14 protein-coding genes and 3 pseudogenes are annotated in these 16,412 nt (G+C 71.2%); 12 read left to right on the forward strand and 5 right to left on the reverse strand.

Going from position 1 to position 16,412, the window contains the following annotated elements:
* The 7 genes and pseudogenes from EBO15_RS38990 to EBO15_RS39020 all read left to right on the forward strand — a co-directional run.
* Window positions 1-235 (forward strand): annotated as a pseudogene (locus EBO15_RS38990) (glycerate kinase); the annotation flags it as partial.
* Window positions 236-387: 152 nt separating this feature from the next.
* Window positions 388-1,503 (forward strand): alanine dehydrogenase, encoded by a 1,116-nt coding sequence (gene ald, locus EBO15_RS38995; protein ID WP_122199498.1) that lies wholly within the window; start codon window positions 388-390, stop codon window positions 1,501-1,503.
* 322 nt (window positions 1,504-1,825) lie between these two features.
* The gene (locus EBO15_RS39000) at window positions 1,826-2,269 is read left to right on the forward strand and encodes an RrF2 family transcriptional regulator (RefSeq protein WP_122199499.1); all 444 of its coding nucleotides are present in this window, start codon (window positions 1,826-1,828) and stop codon (window positions 2,267-2,269) included.
* Between the two features lie 76 nt (window positions 2,270-2,345).
* Window positions 2,346-3,536, forward strand: coding sequence for a globin domain-containing protein (locus EBO15_RS39005; RefSeq protein WP_122199500.1), 1,191 nt, complete (start codon window positions 2,346-2,348; stop codon window positions 3,534-3,536).
* A gap of 17 nt (window positions 3,537-3,553) precedes the next feature.
* A complete protein-coding gene (locus tag EBO15_RS39010; RefSeq protein ID WP_122199501.1) occupies window positions 3,554-4,144 on the forward strand; it encodes a histidine phosphatase family protein in 591 nt (196 codons plus the stop codon).
* 82 nt (window positions 4,145-4,226) lie between these two features.
* Window positions 4,227-4,526 (forward strand): metal-sensitive transcriptional regulator, encoded by a 300-nt coding sequence (locus tag EBO15_RS39015; RefSeq protein WP_122199502.1) that lies wholly within the window; start codon window positions 4,227-4,229, stop codon window positions 4,524-4,526.
* 133 nt (window positions 4,527-4,659) lie between these two features.
* Window positions 4,660-6,297, forward strand: a complete 1,638-nt coding sequence (locus EBO15_RS39020; RefSeq protein ID WP_122199503.1) for a DHA2 family efflux MFS transporter permease subunit — start codon at window positions 4,660-4,662, stop codon at window positions 6,295-6,297.
* Between the two features lie 8 nt (window positions 6,298-6,305).
* Here the strand turns inward: EBO15_RS39020 and EBO15_RS39025 are convergent, their stop codons facing one another.
* The 3 genes from EBO15_RS39025 to ggt all read right to left on the reverse strand — a co-directional run bounded on the left by EBO15_RS39025 (window position 6,306) and on the right by ggt (window position 9,728).
* Complete coding sequence (locus EBO15_RS39025) at window positions 6,306-7,262, reverse strand: oxygenase MpaB family protein (protein WP_122199504.1); 957 nt, start codon at window positions 7,260-7,262, stop codon at window positions 6,306-6,308.
* A gap of 211 nt (window positions 7,263-7,473) precedes the next feature.
* On the reverse strand, window positions 7,474-7,827 hold the full coding sequence (cutA, locus tag EBO15_RS39030; RefSeq protein WP_122199505.1) for a divalent-cation tolerance protein CutA: 354 nt from the start codon (window positions 7,825-7,827) through the stop codon (window positions 7,474-7,476).
* A gap of 47 nt (window positions 7,828-7,874) precedes the next feature.
* Window positions 7,875-9,728 (reverse strand): gamma-glutamyltransferase, encoded by a 1,854-nt coding sequence (ggt, locus tag EBO15_RS39035; RefSeq protein WP_233616766.1) that lies wholly within the window; start codon window positions 9,726-9,728, stop codon window positions 7,875-7,877.
* 407 nt (window positions 9,729-10,135) lie between these two features.
* Here ggt and EBO15_RS39040 point away from each other — a divergent pair, with 407 nt between their 5' ends.
* The 4 genes and pseudogenes from EBO15_RS39040 to EBO15_RS45580 all read left to right on the forward strand — a co-directional run bounded on the left by EBO15_RS39040 (window position 10,136) and on the right by EBO15_RS45580 (window position 14,164).
* The gene (locus EBO15_RS39040; RefSeq protein WP_233616767.1) at window positions 10,136-12,256 is read left to right on the forward strand and encodes an APC family permease; all 2,121 of its coding nucleotides are present in this window, start codon (window positions 10,136-10,138) and stop codon (window positions 12,254-12,256) included.
* A 252-nt stretch (window positions 12,257-12,508) separates the two neighbouring features.
* Window positions 12,509-12,946, forward strand: coding sequence for a DUF397 domain-containing protein (locus EBO15_RS47510; RefSeq protein WP_233616768.1), 438 nt, complete (start codon window positions 12,509-12,511; stop codon window positions 12,944-12,946).
* Window positions 12,947-13,137: 191 nt separating this feature from the next.
* A pseudogene (locus tag EBO15_RS47435) lies at window positions 13,138-13,257 on the forward strand (DUF397 domain-containing protein); the annotation flags it as partial.
* A 274-nt stretch (window positions 13,258-13,531) separates the two neighbouring features.
* Window positions 13,532-14,164 (forward strand): hypothetical protein, encoded by a 633-nt coding sequence (locus EBO15_RS45580; protein WP_199745103.1) that lies wholly within the window; start codon window positions 13,532-13,534, stop codon window positions 14,162-14,164.
* Window positions 14,165-14,214: 50 nt separating this feature from the next.
* Here EBO15_RS45580 and EBO15_RS46595 read toward each other — a convergent pair.
* Window positions 14,215-14,352 (reverse strand): annotated as a pseudogene (locus EBO15_RS46595) (ADP-ribosylation/crystallin J1); the annotation flags it as partial.
* A 199-nt stretch (window positions 14,353-14,551) separates the two neighbouring features.
* Here EBO15_RS46595 and EBO15_RS39065 point away from each other — a divergent pair.
* Window positions 14,552-14,914: a hypothetical protein gene (locus EBO15_RS39065; protein ID WP_122199511.1), complete on the forward strand. Its 363-nt coding sequence runs from the start codon at window positions 14,552-14,554 to the stop codon at window positions 14,912-14,914.
* 36 nt (window positions 14,915-14,950) lie between these two features.
* Here the strand turns inward: EBO15_RS39065 and EBO15_RS39070 are convergent, their stop codons facing one another.
* A complete protein-coding gene (locus EBO15_RS39070; protein ID WP_122199512.1) occupies window positions 14,951-16,090 on the reverse strand; it encodes a methyltransferase domain-containing protein in 1,140 nt (379 codons plus the stop codon).
* Window positions 16,091-16,412 lie beyond the last annotated feature (322 nt).

Raw genomic sequence — 16,412 nt, forward strand, 5'->3', positions numbered from 1 at the left:
CGCCGCGTCGGTGGCGCGGGCCGCCGCGCGGGCGGGCGTCCCCGCGGTCGCCGTCGTCGGACGGCGCGGACTCACCGGCGAGCGCCTCCGCCGCGCCCGGATCCAGGCCGTCTACGCGCTCACCGACATCGACCCGGCGCTCGCCCGGACGCCGAACGCCGCGGGCCCCCTCCTGGAACGCCTCACCGTGGCCGTCGCCGACGAGTGGCTGCCGCCCCGTGGACCGCACCGCTGAACCCGGCTCACAGCCCGCCTCTTTGACCTTTACATACTGTCAGCCAATGCGGGAATGACTATACAGACTGGACGTGGCAGTCAGTGGTCGGCTGGCCTCACCCTTGAGGCATACCAGCTGGTCACAACCTGTCAGCGTTGACGGAGGGCAAGATGAAGGTCGGCGTTCCTCGCGAGATCAAGAACCATGAATACCGCGTCGCCATCACTCCCGCCGGGGTGCACGAACTGACCCGGCACGGCCACGAGGTGTTCGTGGAGCGCGGCGCCGGCGAGGGTTCGGCGATCCTCGACGACGACTACACCTCGGCCGGGGCCAAGATCCTGGAGAGCGCCGACGAGGTGTGGGCCGAGGGCGACCTGATCCTCAAGGTCAAGGAGCCCATCGCCGCCGAGTACCACCGCATGCGGCAGGGCCAGACCCTGTTCACCTACCTGCACCTGGCCGCGTCGCGCGAGTGCACCGACGCGCTGCTGTCGGCGGGCGTCACCGCGATCGCCTACGAGACCGTCCAGCTGGCCGACCGGTCGCTGCCGCTGCTCGCCCCCATGTCGGAGGTCGCGGGCCGGCTCGCCCCGCAGGTCGGCGCGTACAACCTCATGCGCTTCAACGGCGGCCGCGGCGTGCTGCCCGGCGGCGTCCCGGGCGTCGCCCCGGCCAAGGTCGTCGTCATCGGCGGCGGCGTGTCCGGCCTGAACGCGGCGCAGATCGCGGTCGGCATGGGCGCGGACGTCACCATCCTCGACGTCAACGTCGACCGGCTCCGCCAGATCGACGCGATCTACCAGGGCCGCCTCAAGACCCTGGTCTCCAACGCGTACACGATCGAGCAGGAGTGCCGGGCCGCCGACCTGGTGATCGGCGCGGTGCTGATCCCCGGCGCCGTGGCGCCCAAGCTGGTCTCCAACGCGCTGGTCGCGCACATGAAGCCGGGCTCGGTGCTGGTCGACATCGCGATCGACCAGGGCGGCTGCTTCGAGGACTCGCGTCCGACCACGCACGCCGACCCCACCTTCAAGGTGCACGAGTCGGTCTTCTACTGCGTCGCGAACATGCCGGGCTCGGTGCCGAACACCTCCACCCACGCCCTCACCAACGTGACGCTCCCCTACGCGGTCGCCATCGCGAACAAGGGCTGGAAGGACGCCCTGCTCGCCGACCCGGCGCTCGCCCGCGGCCTCAACACCCACGCGGGCAACCTGGTCTACGACCACGTCGCCGAGGCGCACGGCATGAGCCACGTGACCCTGGAGTCCGTCCTCGCCTGACGCCCTCCCGCACACGCCCGACGGCCCGCGTCCGCCGCCTTCCCCGCAGAAGGCCCGGCCGCGGGCCGTCGCGCGTCCGGGCGAACGCGGAACCTGGCACGTCCGCGCGGGTGCGGCACGTCCGCGCGGGTGCGGCACGGGTCCGCACCGGTGTGGCACGTATGCGCAGGTGTGGCACGTATGCGCGGGTGCGGCATGTATGCGCGGGTGCGGCGTGTCCGGGTGCGCGCGGCGTGTGGCCGGGTGGTCGCGGATGGTCATGTGACCGCACGCACGGGCGCAAAAGGCGCATCTGGGATGCGAGTTCTCCTACGCTGGGGTCATGCGGCTGACGAAGGCGACCGACCTCGCGCTCCGCGTGGTGATGAGCCTCGCGGCGACCGATCCCGAGCCGAGCACGGCCCGGCGGATCGCCGACGAGATGCGCGTCCCGTACAACCACCTCGCCAAGGTGGTGGCACGGCTCCAGCGGATGGGCGTGGTCGAGACGCGGCGCGGACGCGGCGGCGGGCTCAGCCTGACCGACACGGGCCGCACCGCGTCGGTCGGACGGCTCGTCCGCGACCTGGAAGGGGCCGGGGACGTCGTCGAGTGCGAGGGCGACGTGCCCTGCCCGCTCCGGCAGGCGTGCCGGCTGCGGTCCGCGCTCCGGCGGGCGCAGGAGGCGTTCTTCGCCTCGCTCGACGAGGTCACGCTCGCCGACCTGGTCGCGCCGCCGACCGGCCCGGTCCTGCTCGGGCTCGTCGGACGCCCGCCCTCCGGGTAGGCGATCTTCCCCCCCCTCCCTCCGGGCCCCCGTCCGCCGTTAAATCAGTAGATCAAATACCAATTTGGAGACGCCCATGCTCTCGCCCCGGTCCACCGAGGTCGTCCGTGCCACGCTCCCCGTCGTCGGCGGCGCGATCGGCACCATCACCGACGTGTTCTACAAGCGGCTGTTCGCCGCGCACCCCGAGCTGCTGCGCGACCTGTTCAACCGGGGCAACCAGGCCGCCGGGACGCAGCGGCAGGCCCTGGCCGGGTCGATCGCGGCGTTCGCGACCGCGCTCGTGGAGCACCCGGACGTCCGCCCCGACGCGATGCTGAGCCGGATCGCGCACAAGCACGCGTCCCTCGGCGTCCTGCCGGAGCAGTACCCGATCGTCCACGAGCACCTGTTCGCCGCGATCGCCGAGGTGCTCGGCGACGCGGTCACCGAGGAGGTCGCCGCCACCTGGACCGAGGTGTACTGGCTGATGGCGAACGCGCTCATCGAGATCGAGCGGCGGCTGTACGCCGAGCAGGGCGCGGTGTCCGGCGACACCTGGCGGCCGTGGGTCGTCGCCGAGCGCGTCGAGGAGACCGAGGCCACCGCGACGTTCCGGCTGCGTCCGGCGGACGGCGCCGAGGTCGCGCCGTTCCGGGCGGGCCAGTACGTGTCGGCGCGGGTGCCGCTGGCGGACGGCGCGCGCCAGATCCGCCAGTACAGCCTGACCGACGCCCCCGGGGCGCGGGAGCGGACGATCACCGTGAAGCGCGACGAGGGCGACCCGGCGGGCGAGGTCTCCAACCGCCTGCACGACACCGTCCGCGCCGGGGACACGCTGGAGCTCTCCGCGCCGTACGGCGACCTGGTCCTGGACGACGCGGACGGCCCCGTCCTGCTCGCGTCGGCGGGCATCGGCTGCACCCCGATCGTCGCGATGCTCAAGCAGCTCGTCGACGACGGGCACCAGGCCCCGGTGATCTCCGTCCACGGCGACCGGACGCACGCCGCGCACGCGCTGCGGGACGAGCGGGCGCGGCTGCTCGGCAAGCTCGCCGACGGCACCGGCCTGACCTGGTACGAGGCGCCGGAGCAGCCGTGGCCGGCCGACCGCACGGGCCGGGTGGACCTGTCCGGCGTCGCGCTGCCGGACGGCCTGCGCGCCTACCTGTGCGGCCCGCTGCCGTTCATGCGGGCCGTCCGGGCGCAGCTGCTCGACGCGGGCGTCCCGGCGTCGGCGATCCACTACGAGGTCTTCGGCCCCGACCTGTGGCTCGCCTCCGTCTGACCCCTAGGCTGTCCCTTATGGGGGAACTGATCATCCTTCGGCATGGTGAGACCGAATGGAGCCGGGACCGGCGGCACACGGGCCGCACCGACATCCCGCTGACCGCGAGGGGCGAGGAGCAGGCGCGCGCCCTGGTCCCGGCCTTGGCGGGCATCGACCCGGTGCGGGTCGTCTCGAGCCCGGCCGAGCGGGCGCGGCGCACCGCCGCGCTCGCCGGCCTCACGGTGGACGGGACCGACCCCGACCTGTGGGAGTGGGACTACGGCGGCTACGAGGGGATCACCAGCGACGAGATCCGGACGACCCGGCCGGGCTGGTACCTCTGGGACGACGGCGTGATCCCCGGCGACGCCGAGCATCCGGGCGAGACGGTCGGGCAGGTCGGCAAGCGCGCCGACGACGTCCTGACCCGGGTCCGGCCGCTGCTGGCCGAGGGGGACGTGGTGCTGGTCGCGCACGGGCACGTGCTGCGCGTCCTCACCGCCCGCTGGCTGGGCCTGGACCCGTCCGAGGGGCGGCTGTTCGCCCTGGCCACCGGGACGGTCTCGACCCTCGGCACCGAGCACGGGCGTCCCGTGATCACGACCTGGAACGTGCCCCCGAAGTAGCGGGTAGGATACCCCTCGGGGGGTATCCCCCGGGGGGTATCGTGGCCGAACCCCCGCACCCGCCGGCGACTGTGAGGACGAGATGGCGACGAGCGAGACTCCGACGCGCGGCTACACCGCCACCAAGGACCAGCTGGGCACCAGGCTTCGCCGTATCGAAGGCCAGGTGCGCGGCATCGAGCGCATGGTCGAGGATGACCGCTACTGCATCGACATCCTCACCCAGATCAGCGCGATCCAGGCCGCCCTGGACAAGGTGGCCCTCGGACTACTGGACGGACACGTCCGACACTGTGTGACCGAGGGGTCACACGAGGGCAAGTCCGAGGAGATGTCGACGGAGCTGATGGCCGCCGTCGGCCGCATCATGCGACGCGGCTGACCGGCTTTACCTTTTTCACCCTTGAGCAGGCGAAACATCCCTTGAAGTTCGGCATATGCCGTGATGCTCTGAAACGAGCGTGAACTTCGACGGGTCCCGGGACGCCCCGGGCCCGACCAGGGGGCCTTCCGCCATGGCCGAAGACCGGCTGACCGGCGCCGCGCGACCCGACGACAAGCCCGGCACCACGCCCGGCGCCCCGTCCGGCGCCCGCTCGGGCACGCCCTCCCGAGGGGAGTCCGAGGGGGCGTCCGGAGGGGTGCCCGCCGCGCCGCCGGGCGACCGGCTCGACCGGCGGACCATCGTGCTGGGCCTGGTGGTGGTCTGCGGCACCGTCATGGCGATCCTCGACACGACGATCGTCAACGTCGCGCTGCGCACCCTCGGCGAGGACTTCCACGCGGGCCTCGGCACGATCCAGTGGGTCGTCACCGGGTACCTGCTCGCCCTCGCCATGGTCATCCCGCTGACCGGCTGGGCCATCGACCGGTTCGGCGCTCGCCGCGTCTGGATGACGTCGATCGTCCTGTTCGTCCTGGGGTCCGCGCTGGCCGGACTGTCCTGGAACATCGGCTCGCTGATCACGTTCCGCGTGCTCCAGGGCCTCGGCGGCGGCATGCTGATGCCGACCGGGATGGCGATCCTCACCCTGGCCGCCGGGCCCCGCCGGATGGGCCGCGTCATGAGCATCGTCGGCGTCCCGATGCTGCTCGGCCCGGTGTTCGGGCCCGTCGTCGGCGGCTACCTCGTCCAGCGCGCGGACTGGCGGTGGATCTTCTTCGTGAACCTGCCGGTCGGAATCGTCGCGCTGCTGCTGGCCTGGTGGAAGGTCCCCCGCGGACGGCCCCGGGAGGACGGCGCGACCCTCGACGTCCGCGGCATGCTGCTGCTGTCGCCCGGGTTCGTCCTGCTGATCTACGGGCTGTCGACGGCGAGCGGGAACGGCGGGTTCGGCAACCCGGACACCCTCGCCTGGCTGATCGCCGGGGCCCTGCTGGTCGCGGCGTTCGTCGTGCACGGCGCGCGGCGCGGCGACCGCGCGCTGATCGACGTCCGCCTCTACCGGAACCGGACGTACGCGACCGCGTCCGCCGTGGCGTTCCTCGTCGGCACCGTCCTGCTCGGCTCCATGCTGCTGATCCCGCTCTACTACCAACTCGGACGCGGCCAGGGCGCGCTCGACGCCGGGCTGCTCATGGCCCCGCAGGGCATCGGCGCGGCCGTGTCCATGCCCCTCGCCGGAGTCCTCACCGACCGGCTCGGCGCGGGCCGCGTCGTCCCGTTCGGGATCATCGTCCTGACACTCGGGACCATCCCGTTCACCCAGCTCCACGCGGAGACGTCCTACTGGCTGCTGGGCTCCGCCATGTTCGTCCGCGGGCTCGGCATCGGCGCGACCATGATGCCGTCCATGTCCGCGGCCGTCGCCACCCTCGAACGGACGGCCGTGCCCCGCGCCACCAGCGCGCTCAACATCGTCGTCCAGCTGGGCGGATCGTTCGGCACGGCACTGCTCGCCGTCGTCCTGTCCCAGCAGCTCACCGCGAACATCCCGGCCGCCGCGCGCGGCGCGTCCGGCGGGAACACGCTGGGCGGCGGCATTCCGGAGGCGCTCCGCCCGCTGCTCGCCCCGCACCTGGCCACGGCCTTCTCCACCACGTTCTGGGTGGCCCTCGTCCTCGGCGCGGCGCTGATCGTCCCCGCGCTCCTGCTCCCCCACCGGGGCCGCCGCACCCAGGACGACGCCGCCCCCGCTCCTCCGGCGGCCTGACCAGGACGCTAGGACGCGATGGCCCAGGTGGACGGGGCGGAGCCGAGTTCGCGCGTGAGCTCCCGGGCCCGGCGCGCGTCGGGGCTGTACCGGTAGCGCTCGGGGACGACCCGGGTCGTCCGGTAGAGGCCCTTGAGCGCGAGGGTCGCGGCGAGGTCGGACGTGGGCAGGCCCGGCAGGCCGTACTTGCGGCGCGCCCAGCGCGGGAGGGTGGACGCGACGAGGACGCCGAGGGCGGGCGCGGCGAGCTTCAGGGGCATGAGCCTGCTCGGCAGCGCCGGGTTGAACATGCGGCGGAACCCGTCCTTCGCCTCGTCGCAGGCCCAGACGCGGCGACGCATGTCGGTGTAGTAGTCGCGCATCTCCGCCACCGAGGACGGGACGTCCGCCGGGTCGAGGCCGACGACGGCGGCGGCGCGGCGCTGCTCGTCCACGAAGCGGTCGGCGTCGGCGCGGCTCAGCGGGACGCCGGAGCGGCGCGCGACGTCCAGGTAGGAGTCGACCTCGCCCATGTGCACCCAGAGCAGGCTCTCCGGCTCGTCCACGGGGAAGACCGCGCCGGTGCGCGGGTCCGTGCCGGTGAGCTTCGCGTGGATCTTCCGGACGCGGCGTCCGACGCGTTCGACCTCGTCGTGCGTGCCGTACGTCCGCACCCGGACGAACTGGACCGTGCGGCCGAGCCGCGCCCACGCGGTGGCCGGGTCCATGAGCTCGGAGTTCTGCGCGGTGCCCCACATCGAGTGCGGGTGGAGGGCCTGGAGCAGCAGCGCGCGGATCCCGCCGACGATCAGCACCGGCTCGCCCATCACCCGCCAGGTGACCGACCCCGGCCCGAACAACCCGAAGTCGACGGGCGCGCCGTCCCGCGTGCCGTCCCGCGCGTCGGGCGTTCCCTCGCCGGGTCCTCCGGCCGTCGCGTCGGCCGCTCCTCGCCCGGGTCCTCCGGTCGGCGCGTCGAAAGCCATCGCCCGCTCCTCTCCGCGCCGCCCTCGAGCCGGCCGGCGCCGCTCGCACGCCCCCGAGGTAACCACGACCGGTGTCGCAAGTACTCACTTATTTCCCGGATATGGCGGGACTCACACCGGACGGGCGATCACCCCGGGGACGGGGCGTCAGGATTCTTCGGACTCGAACTCGGGCTCGGGCTCGGGCTCGGACGCGGACTCGGACGGGGCGTCAGGCTTCTTCGGGCTCGGGTTCGGACTCGGGCGAGGCGGTCTGCTCGGCGACCCAGGCGAGGTAGTCCATGCTGCCCGCGACGACCGGGGTGGCGATGATCTCCGGGGTGTCGTAGGAGTGCTCCTCGGTGATGAGGCTGGCCAGCTCGTCGAACCGGTCGACGGTGGTCTTGAAGACCACCATCCACTCCTCGGCCGCCTCGATGACGCCCTCCCACCAGTAGGTGCTGGCGACCGGGCCGACCAGCTGGGCGCACGCGGCCAGCCGCTCGGAGACGGCGGACTTCGCCAGCGCCGCCGCCTCCGCGCGCGAGTCGGTGCTCGTGGTCACCTGGACGTACGCGTCGGCCATGACCGTCTCCTTCCCCCGTGCACCGATCGTAGCCGGGCGACTCCCGGTCACTTCGTCGGCCATACCACCAGCGCACTGCCGCCATGCCTGCGGACAGGCTCGGCGACCGCCTGGACCACGCCGGGCGACAGGAACTCCAGGCCCGTCGCCGCGCCGATCTGGCCGACCGGCGGGCCGGGGAACAGCGTCAGCTGGTGCCCCTTCGCCGTCAGCGCCTGACCGTACCGGTCGATGAACGCCTGCTCGGCGAACACCTGCGGCGTGTTGCGCTGGGTGGCGCGCGGCGCGGCGAGCGCGTCCGGGAGGTTCATGCCGAGGTCGATCCGGTTCAGCAGGATCTGCAGGACGGTCGTGATGATCGTCGACCCGCCGGGGCTGCCGACGGCGAGCAGCGGACGGCCGTCCTTCAGCACGATCGTCGGGGACATGCTGCTACGCGGGCGCTTCTCCGGTCCGGGCAGGTTCGGGTCGGCGGGCTGACCGGGCGCGGGCGGCTGGAAGCTGAAGTCGGTCAGCTCGTTGTTGAGGAGGAAGCCGCGTCCGGGGACGGTCAGGGCGCTGCCGCCGAACTGCTCGATCGACAGCGTGTACGACGCGACGTTCCCCCACCGGTCGGCGACGACCAGGTGCGTGGTCTGGGGTCCCTCGTGCGTGAGCGCCTGCGTGGTCTTCACCGGGGAGCCGCAGGGCGGCCGGGTCCCGTCCAGGCTGCCCGGCGGGACGGGCGCGGGGGCGGCGGCGTCCGGCTTGATCCGGCAGGCGCGCTCGCGGGCGAAGCCCTTCGAGAGCAGCTCCTTGATCGGGACGTTCACGTGGTCGCTGTCGCCGATGTAGGCGCCCCGGTCGGCGTACGCGAGCTTGGACGCCTCCAGGTAGTAGTGCAGCGCGGTGACCGGGTCCTTGGGGCTGAGCTTGTAGTTGCCGAGGATGTTCAGCGCCTCGCCGACCGTGATCCCGCCGGACGAGGACGGCGCCATGCCGTACACGTCCACGCCCCTGTAGTTCACGTGAGTCGGGTCGCGCCAGACCGGCTTGTACGCGGGCAGGTCGGCGTCGGCCATCAGGCCCGGACGGACGTTGCGGGTGGCGTTCGGGTCCTTCGGCGGATGCTGGACGGTCCGGACGATCTCCTTGCCCAGCTCACCGCCGTACAGCCAGGACGGCCCGCGCTTCGCCAGCTCCTTGTAGGTGCGGGCGAGGTCGGGGTTGCGGAACGTCGAGCCGACCGCCGGGAGCCTCCCGCCGGGCAGGAACAGCTCGCGTGTGGGAACGATGTCGCGGAACCGCGCCTCGTTCGTCGCGGTCTGGTCCTGGAACTCCTGGTCGACGGTGAAGCCGTGCTCGGCGACGCGGATCGCGGGCTGGAGCAGGGAGGCCATGGAACGCGTCCCGAAACGGCGCAGCCCGGTGTCCCACTGCGCGACCGTTCCGGGGACGCCGACGGAGAGTCCGCTGGTCACGGCCTCGTCGAAGGACAGCGGCTTGCCGGTGTCCGGGTCGATGAAGGAGGTGTCCTTCTCCGCCTTGGGGGCCTTCTCGCGTCCGTCGATCGTGGAGACGCGGCGAGTCCGGGCGTCGTAGTAGGTGAAGAAGCCGCCGCCTCCGATCGCCGAGACGTAGGGCTCGGTGACGCCGAGGGTCGCGGTGGCGGCGACGGCGGCGTCCATCGCGTTGCCGCCCTTGCGCAGGACCTCGATCGCGCTGCGGCTGGCGTCCAGGTCGACGGTCGAGACCGCGCCTCCGTAACCGGTCGCGACGGCCTGCTTGCCCCCGGAAGGGTGGTGTCCCTTCGCCGGGGCCGTCGGCGCGGGCGCCGCCGTCGCCTGGCCGGGAGCGGCCAGCGTCGCGACGACCGCCGCGGCGGCGGTGACGGCGAGTGCCGGGCGGCCGCGCGTGAACACGGCTCCCGTCAGCGGACGAAAGGGACGCGCGAGCGCGCGGGCGTCGAGGCCGAACAGGCGGACGCTGGGACGGTGACGTGGGTCTGCGCCACGGCGTGGACGTGGGCCTACGCTGCGACGGGACGGCGCGGGGAACGACACTGGACCTCCTCCGGAACCGGCGCCCCCAACCGTGTCACCGATCCCGTTCGATTGCCAGCGTCCCGACCGACCCTGGACGTCCCATCCCGCCCGCGCCGCGGCGTTCTCCCGGGTCACTCCGGTCCGTCCCGCCTCACGAATCTCGGGCAAATCGTTGCGGTTCTCACCGTGTGTGGTGAATTCTGGGGCTTCAGCAGTGCTGTCTCGCGAACAGCGGCGCGGGTTCAGGCCCTGGGGAAACATCGCCTAAGACCTGGGACTTCGCCATGCCCAACAACATGTTCCGGCGGCTTCCGGTGGAACGCGCGACCGGAGAGCTGCACGGCGGACGCCACCGGCTCCGCGTCGTGTACCGCACGCGCGACCTCATCGTGCTCGGCCTCGGCGTCATGGTCGGCTCCGGGATCTTCAAGATCTCCGGACAGCTCGCCGCGCAGACCGCCGGCCCCGCCGTGATCGTCTCGTTCGTCGTCGCCGGGATCGTGTGCCTGCTCGCCGCGCTCTCCTACGCCGAACTGTCGTCGATCATCCCCGTCGCGGGCAGCGCCTACTCGTTCAGCTACGTCGCGTTCGGCGAGGTCTGGGCGTGGGTCGTCGGCTGGTCGCTGATCCTGGAGCTGCTGCTCGCCGCGTCCGTCATCGCGCGCGCCTGGTCGCTGTTCGCCACGCAGACGCTGCACGACTTCAACGTCCCGATACCCCACGCGCTCAGCGGCGTCATCGGGCAGCCGAAGGGCTTCGACGTCTTCGCACTCGGCATCCTGGTGCTCATCGTCGTGATGCTCGCGATCGGCAGCCGGATGAGCATCCGGACGCTGTGGTTCATGGTGCTCGGGAAGCTCATCGTCATCGCGCTGCTCGTCGCGACCGGCCTGAAGTTCTTCGCGCCGCACAACCTCACCCCGTTCGTCCCGCCCGCCAAGGCCGCGCCGGACGACAGCGCGCAGACCGTCCTGGACGCCCTGACCGGCGCGGTCACCGGATCGTCCCCGCACGTCTTCGGCGTCTGGGGCATCCTCGCCGCGACGCCCGCGATCGTGTTCGCCTACATCGGCTTCGACCTCATCGCGACGGCCGCCGAGGAGACCGACGACGCCCCGCACCGCATCCCGCGCGGCATGATCGCCTCGCTGTGCGTCGCGGTCGTGCTGTACGTGGGCGTCGCCGTGACGATGCTCGGCATGGTCCCCTACAGCAGCCTCGACCCGGCCAAGCCCGCGCTCAGCAACGCGTTCGGCATGGTCGGCGCCAGCTCGATGGGCAAGATCGTGGACGTGGGGGCCGTCCTGGGACTCACCACGGTCATCCTGGTGGTGCTGATCAGCCTGACGCGCGTCCTGTTCTCGATGTCCCGGGACGGCCTGCTGCCCCGCCGGATCTCCAGTATCGGGAGGTATCGCGTCCCCACCCGGGCGACGCTGGTCGCGGGCGCCGCCGCCGTCCTGATGTCGCAGACGCTCAACGTGCTGACCCTGGAGCACATGGTCGTCATCGGGACGATGTTCGCGTTCCTGTTCGTCGCCGCGTCCGTCCTGCGCCTGCGGCGCGACCAGCCCGACCTGCACCGCCCGTTCCGCGTCCCGGCGGCACGGCTCACGGCCGTGGTCACGATCATCCTGGTCGCGTGGCTGATGCTGAACCTGGAGCTGCGCACGTGGGCGTACTTCGGCATCTGGATGGCCGCGGGAATGGTCCTGTACCTGGCCTACGGACGCCGCCGAAGCCAGCTGAAACTGCTGCTCGAACAGCCCCCACCCGCCCGCATCTCCATGCCCTACCCGGTCCCCGCCCCGACCGGCGCCCCCATGACCCCCGCACCTGCGCCTTTCGTCCCTCAGGCAACCGGCCCCTTGCCGCCCGCGCCGATGACGCCCGAGCCCATGCCGTTCGACGCGTCCCCGCCGCCGCCCCCCGGGTACGGCTCGTTCGAAGCGCCGCCACAGCCTCGGTACGAACGTCAGCAGTACGACCGTCCGATGGTGGAGACACCACCGAGCAACGACCCCTTCGAGGTCCCGCCGCACCGGCGTGCACAGCAGGAGAACTACGGGCTGGAGGGCGGCGGCTACTACCAGAACGACGAGGACCTCATCGGCCTCGGCTACGGCCAACCGTCCACCCCCGACACCCCACGCGCCTCAGGCGGCTCCCCCGCCCAGGGCCGTTATGCAACCGGCGGCCGAAACCCGGGCCGGACCGGCGGCTACGAAACGACCGGCCCCTATGCGGCGCCGGACGAGCCGTCCGGCCGATACGCCACGGGCGGCTACGCCGTCCCGGAGGACGATCCGTACAGCTCCGGTTCCGGACGCCACCGCAGCGGCCCCACCGACCACCCCGACGAAGATCCTCCCCTCCCCCCACCCGGCGGCCGCTACCGCCGCTGACCCACCCGACCACGAACGTGCCCCTGGGCTTCCGCCCAGGGGCACGTTGTCACCTCGTCCACTCCTCATACATAGGCGCAGCCAGCAGGCCGAGCTGTAAGAGGTGCCACCCCGCCGCCCGGCGGAGAAGCGTTCGAGTGGACACCCTCACCGCAGGTCGGCGGCCATCTCGAACCACACCGACCAGCGATGGACGGCCCGGCTGTCCGACACCCGGAACGCGCCCGCTTCGATCACGGCGCGCACGCCGCGATGGGCTCGGCGTTCACCTACCTCACCTTCCCCGAAGAAGGAGATACCTGCCTCGTCTACATCGAGGACCTGACGAGCAGCCAGTACTTGGAGGGAGCCAGAGGACATCGAACGCTATGCGCGGGTCATCGACCATTTGCGAGCATCTGCCTTGTCTCCCAAAGCCTCAACGGCTTTCATTGGAAGCATCTTGGATGCCCTGTCATAACCGATCTCGAAGGGCGTGGCATGTCCACACCGGATCTCGCTCGCGCCCAATGGCGCAAGAGCAGCCGCAGCAACGGATCGGGCGGTGCTTGTGTTGAAGTGACGTTGGCCCTCCCCTGCGTGGCCGTCCGCGACAGCAAGGACGCATCCGGCCCCGTACTCGCGCTCGAGCCCGCCGCTTGGCACCAACTCGTCCACCAAGTCAAATATGGCCAGCCCGACACCATCTGACGCTGACCCGGAACTGCTCACGGCGCCCGCCATGACGGGGCCTCCGAATGCCCGGACGTCCGAGATGGCGGCCTGCGAGCTTCGACACCCCTCCGAGGAGAAAGGGGATGAGAGCTTCAGACCGCCCTTGTGCTGCCTGGCGCACCAGCAAGCGCAGCCAGAAGAACGGGGAATGCGTCGCCGTAGCCCACCTCCCCCGCGCGGTGGCCGTCCGTGACAGTAAGAAGCCCGACAGCGGGCAGCTCACGTTCACGCTCGCCGCATGGCAGGCATTCAGCCAAGACATCAAGCACGGCACCCACGACCTCTGACGGCCGCTCCAGCGCACCCGTCCGGCACATCGGCCTCATTCGTGCTCCTGAAGCTCGTCGAGCACAACTGGGTGGACGCGCGGGATGAACCGTCCAAGGGGAACGAACACCGGTCCGTCACCTCGGAAATCGTCATCCGCCTCACCCTTCTCGGACACCTTCCAGATCAAGGGATGGCATGCGCGCCCGAGGGCCGCCGGTGCGGCCGGGTGCTCCCATCGGCTGCGAGCGCTTACACTCCGAAGGGTGTCCAAGATCGTCGATCATGGGTGTGATGCCTGGTTCGACGGCCGAGATGGGGTGTTCCGTGCTTCAGGGTCAGCGTGATCTCGTACTGCGGCCGAGCAGGCGGAAGGCCTGGATCAACCTGGCCATCATCGCGGTGGTCGGCCCGATCCTCGCCACGACCGCCGTGTTCGAGCTCGGCCGGACGGCGGCCGTGGTCATCGGCGCGGTGTCCGCCGTCCTGTTCGTCCTGGCGGTCGTGGACACCAGCCGCTCCAGGATCGTCCTGACCCGGCAGGAGCTCCTCGTCCGCGGTCTGTTCAGGCGGCAGCGCCACCCGCGGAGAAGCGTCGCGCGCGTGGTGCGCGCGTCCGTCATCGAGGGACGCCGGAACACCCCTGCCGAGATCCTGTTCGTCCTCGACGCGCAGGGCGGCCTGCTCGCCAAGGTGTACTCCGGCCACTACTACTCGAACGAGGACGTCGCCCGGCTGGTGAGCGCGCTCGACGTGCCCTGCGACGAGATCGCGAAGATCGTCAGCGCCGAAGAGTTCGCCAAGACCCACCCTGGCCTGGAGTCATGGGGCACGCGGCACACCACCCTGCTCGCCTTCGGCATCCCCGCGATCGTGGTCGTAGTGTTCTTGGCGCTGTCCCTCATCGCCATCGCCCGTACAACCTGAACAGCGCCGCCCATGGCGGTACGGCCCATCCCTGGTAGACCGAAGCCCCTGTCATTGAGGACCGGGTAGAAGATCGGCTGTTCGGGGAGCCGCGGCGGCCAGGCGCGCCAGTTCGACTCACGGACCAGAGCCAGTTCCTCGGGGCCCGTCGGGCGCCACAGTGTCGTCGTCGCTCGCCGGCTGGTCATATGAATCGCTTCCTGGGACACACGGCAGGCCGCTGGTGCGGCTGATCTGAACCGGACGATACCGGCACCGGACCCTCAACCCCCACGGGGTTTCGGTGCCTGACCAGCCGTTACGGGACACCGTCGTCTTAATCCCTGGCCGCGTCCGGCGGGCTTGGGCAGACTCGCGGGGAGCCTCACGAGCGGAAGGGAACGTGCGGTGGACCTTGATGCGCCCCTGCCGGACGAGGAGCTCGACTCGATCGAGGAGGGTGTCGAGGCGGCGAGTCCGGGGCCCTGGTACGTCCGGCAACTCGATGACACCTACGCGATGTGCATGGTGGCCGTCAGCACTGTGCCCGGTGGCGAAAAGAACCAACGCTGGCCGGACTTCGACCACGGCGAGATCGTGGCCGCCACCCTCGTCCAAGAGCCGCGCTACGTCGATCTGGCCGACGGACTCTGGGACCAGAACGCCCAGTTCATCGCCGACGCGCGACGGGACGTTCCACGGCTGATAGCCGAGGTCCGACGCCTCCGCAGACTCTTGGAAGGCAGCGGCGGCGAGCACGAGTCCTTGTGAGCCTCGACCATGCACGGCGGAGGGGCAGTTCGGCTCTTAGCCGTCGGTGCGGTTGTCGTCGGTGTCGAGCCAGGTGTGTTGGGCGTCGGGGGTGACGGTGAGGCCCCAGCGGGTGGCGGTGGGACGGTCCAGGGCGTCCCACCAGTGGTAGGCGTCTTCGACCTCCTGCCACAGGTTGCGGTCGCCTGACTGGTGGACGGGGTGCTTCTCGGTGCCCGGCTCGACCTTCACGTTGGCCCACGAGCCCGACCACGGATCGACCAGCCAGAGCGTGTACGCGCCGTTGCTCCGGTGTCGGACGACGAGCTTGCAGCGGGGGACTTTGAGGCCGACCGCGAGCGACACGTCGTACTCGCCGACCACGTCGTAGGGGTGCAGTTCGGTGGACGACCGGCGCGCGCCGGTGACGTCGCGGGGTAGCCGGGCCCGCTTGCCGCGCTGGTCACGCAGGCGCATGAACGCGACGTTCCCCACGATCCGTCCGCGCATCGTGGCGTCCCGGTTCACGGTGAACGCCACCAGCGCGCCATTGTGGAAGTCGGTGGTCCACGGCACGAGCACCCGGCCGCCCGGACGCGTCTGGGCCGCCCACGTGGGCGGCACGCGGTCGGCCGCCACGGTGGCGATCACCCGGTCGAACGGCGCATGCTCCGGGTGACCCGACGCGCCGTCCCCTGTCACGACGGTGATCTCGTGGCCCGATTCCTGCAGGGCGCGGCGCGCGCGTCCTGCCAGTGCCGGGTCCACCTCCACCGAGGTCACCCGGCCGGGCCCGAGCCGTTCGGCCAGCAGCGCGGCGTTCCAGCCGGTGCCCGTGCCTATCTCCAGCGCGTTCATGCCCGGCTCGGCCTCCAGCGCCGCGAGCATCGACGCCACGACGTCGGGACGGCTGGACGAGCTCGTGATCTCCTGCCCGACCTCCCCCGGTTCGGCCGGGACACCGTCGTCCACCTGCGTGATGACCGCCTCGTTGGCGTAACACAGGGCCAGCCATGCGGCGTGGTCTGCGGTTCGCCGCACTGGGAGCAGGCGGTCGCCGTCCTCTATCCACACGGTGTCGGGGAGGAACCGGTGCCGGGGCACCGCCTCGAAGGCCGGACGCCAGTCCGAGGTGAGTGCCCCGGCGTTGGTGAGGTCCTTGACGAGACGGGCCGACAACTCCGCGGCGTCGGTCACCTACTTGCCCTTCTCGTGCCTGCCGCCTCCCGGCGGGTCCTTGGGCTCTTTCGGCGGGACCGGCCTGTCCCACTGACCGTCCTGCTCCTTCTTCTCGTCATGCTTGCCCATGTCAGAGCTCCCGCCACTCGATCCGTCCAGCTCTTCCTGAACCTTCTATCGAGCTATAGCGCACGGTGCGTTACTCAACGTGTGGGGGGTATCTCTTCAGGCGTGGGAATGATCTTCAGGGGTAGATGAGGAATCGGGAAGATCATCCATCGGATTCGGGGGGATTCGACGTCATGGCCATCATCAAGGGGTTGGAGAGTGTCGCCCAGGC

It is taken from the genome of Actinomadura harenae (assembly GCF_003696215.1).
In the GTDB taxonomy this organism is placed as follows: Bacteria; Actinomycetota; Actinomycetes; order Streptosporangiales; family Streptosporangiaceae; genus Spirillospora; species Spirillospora harenae.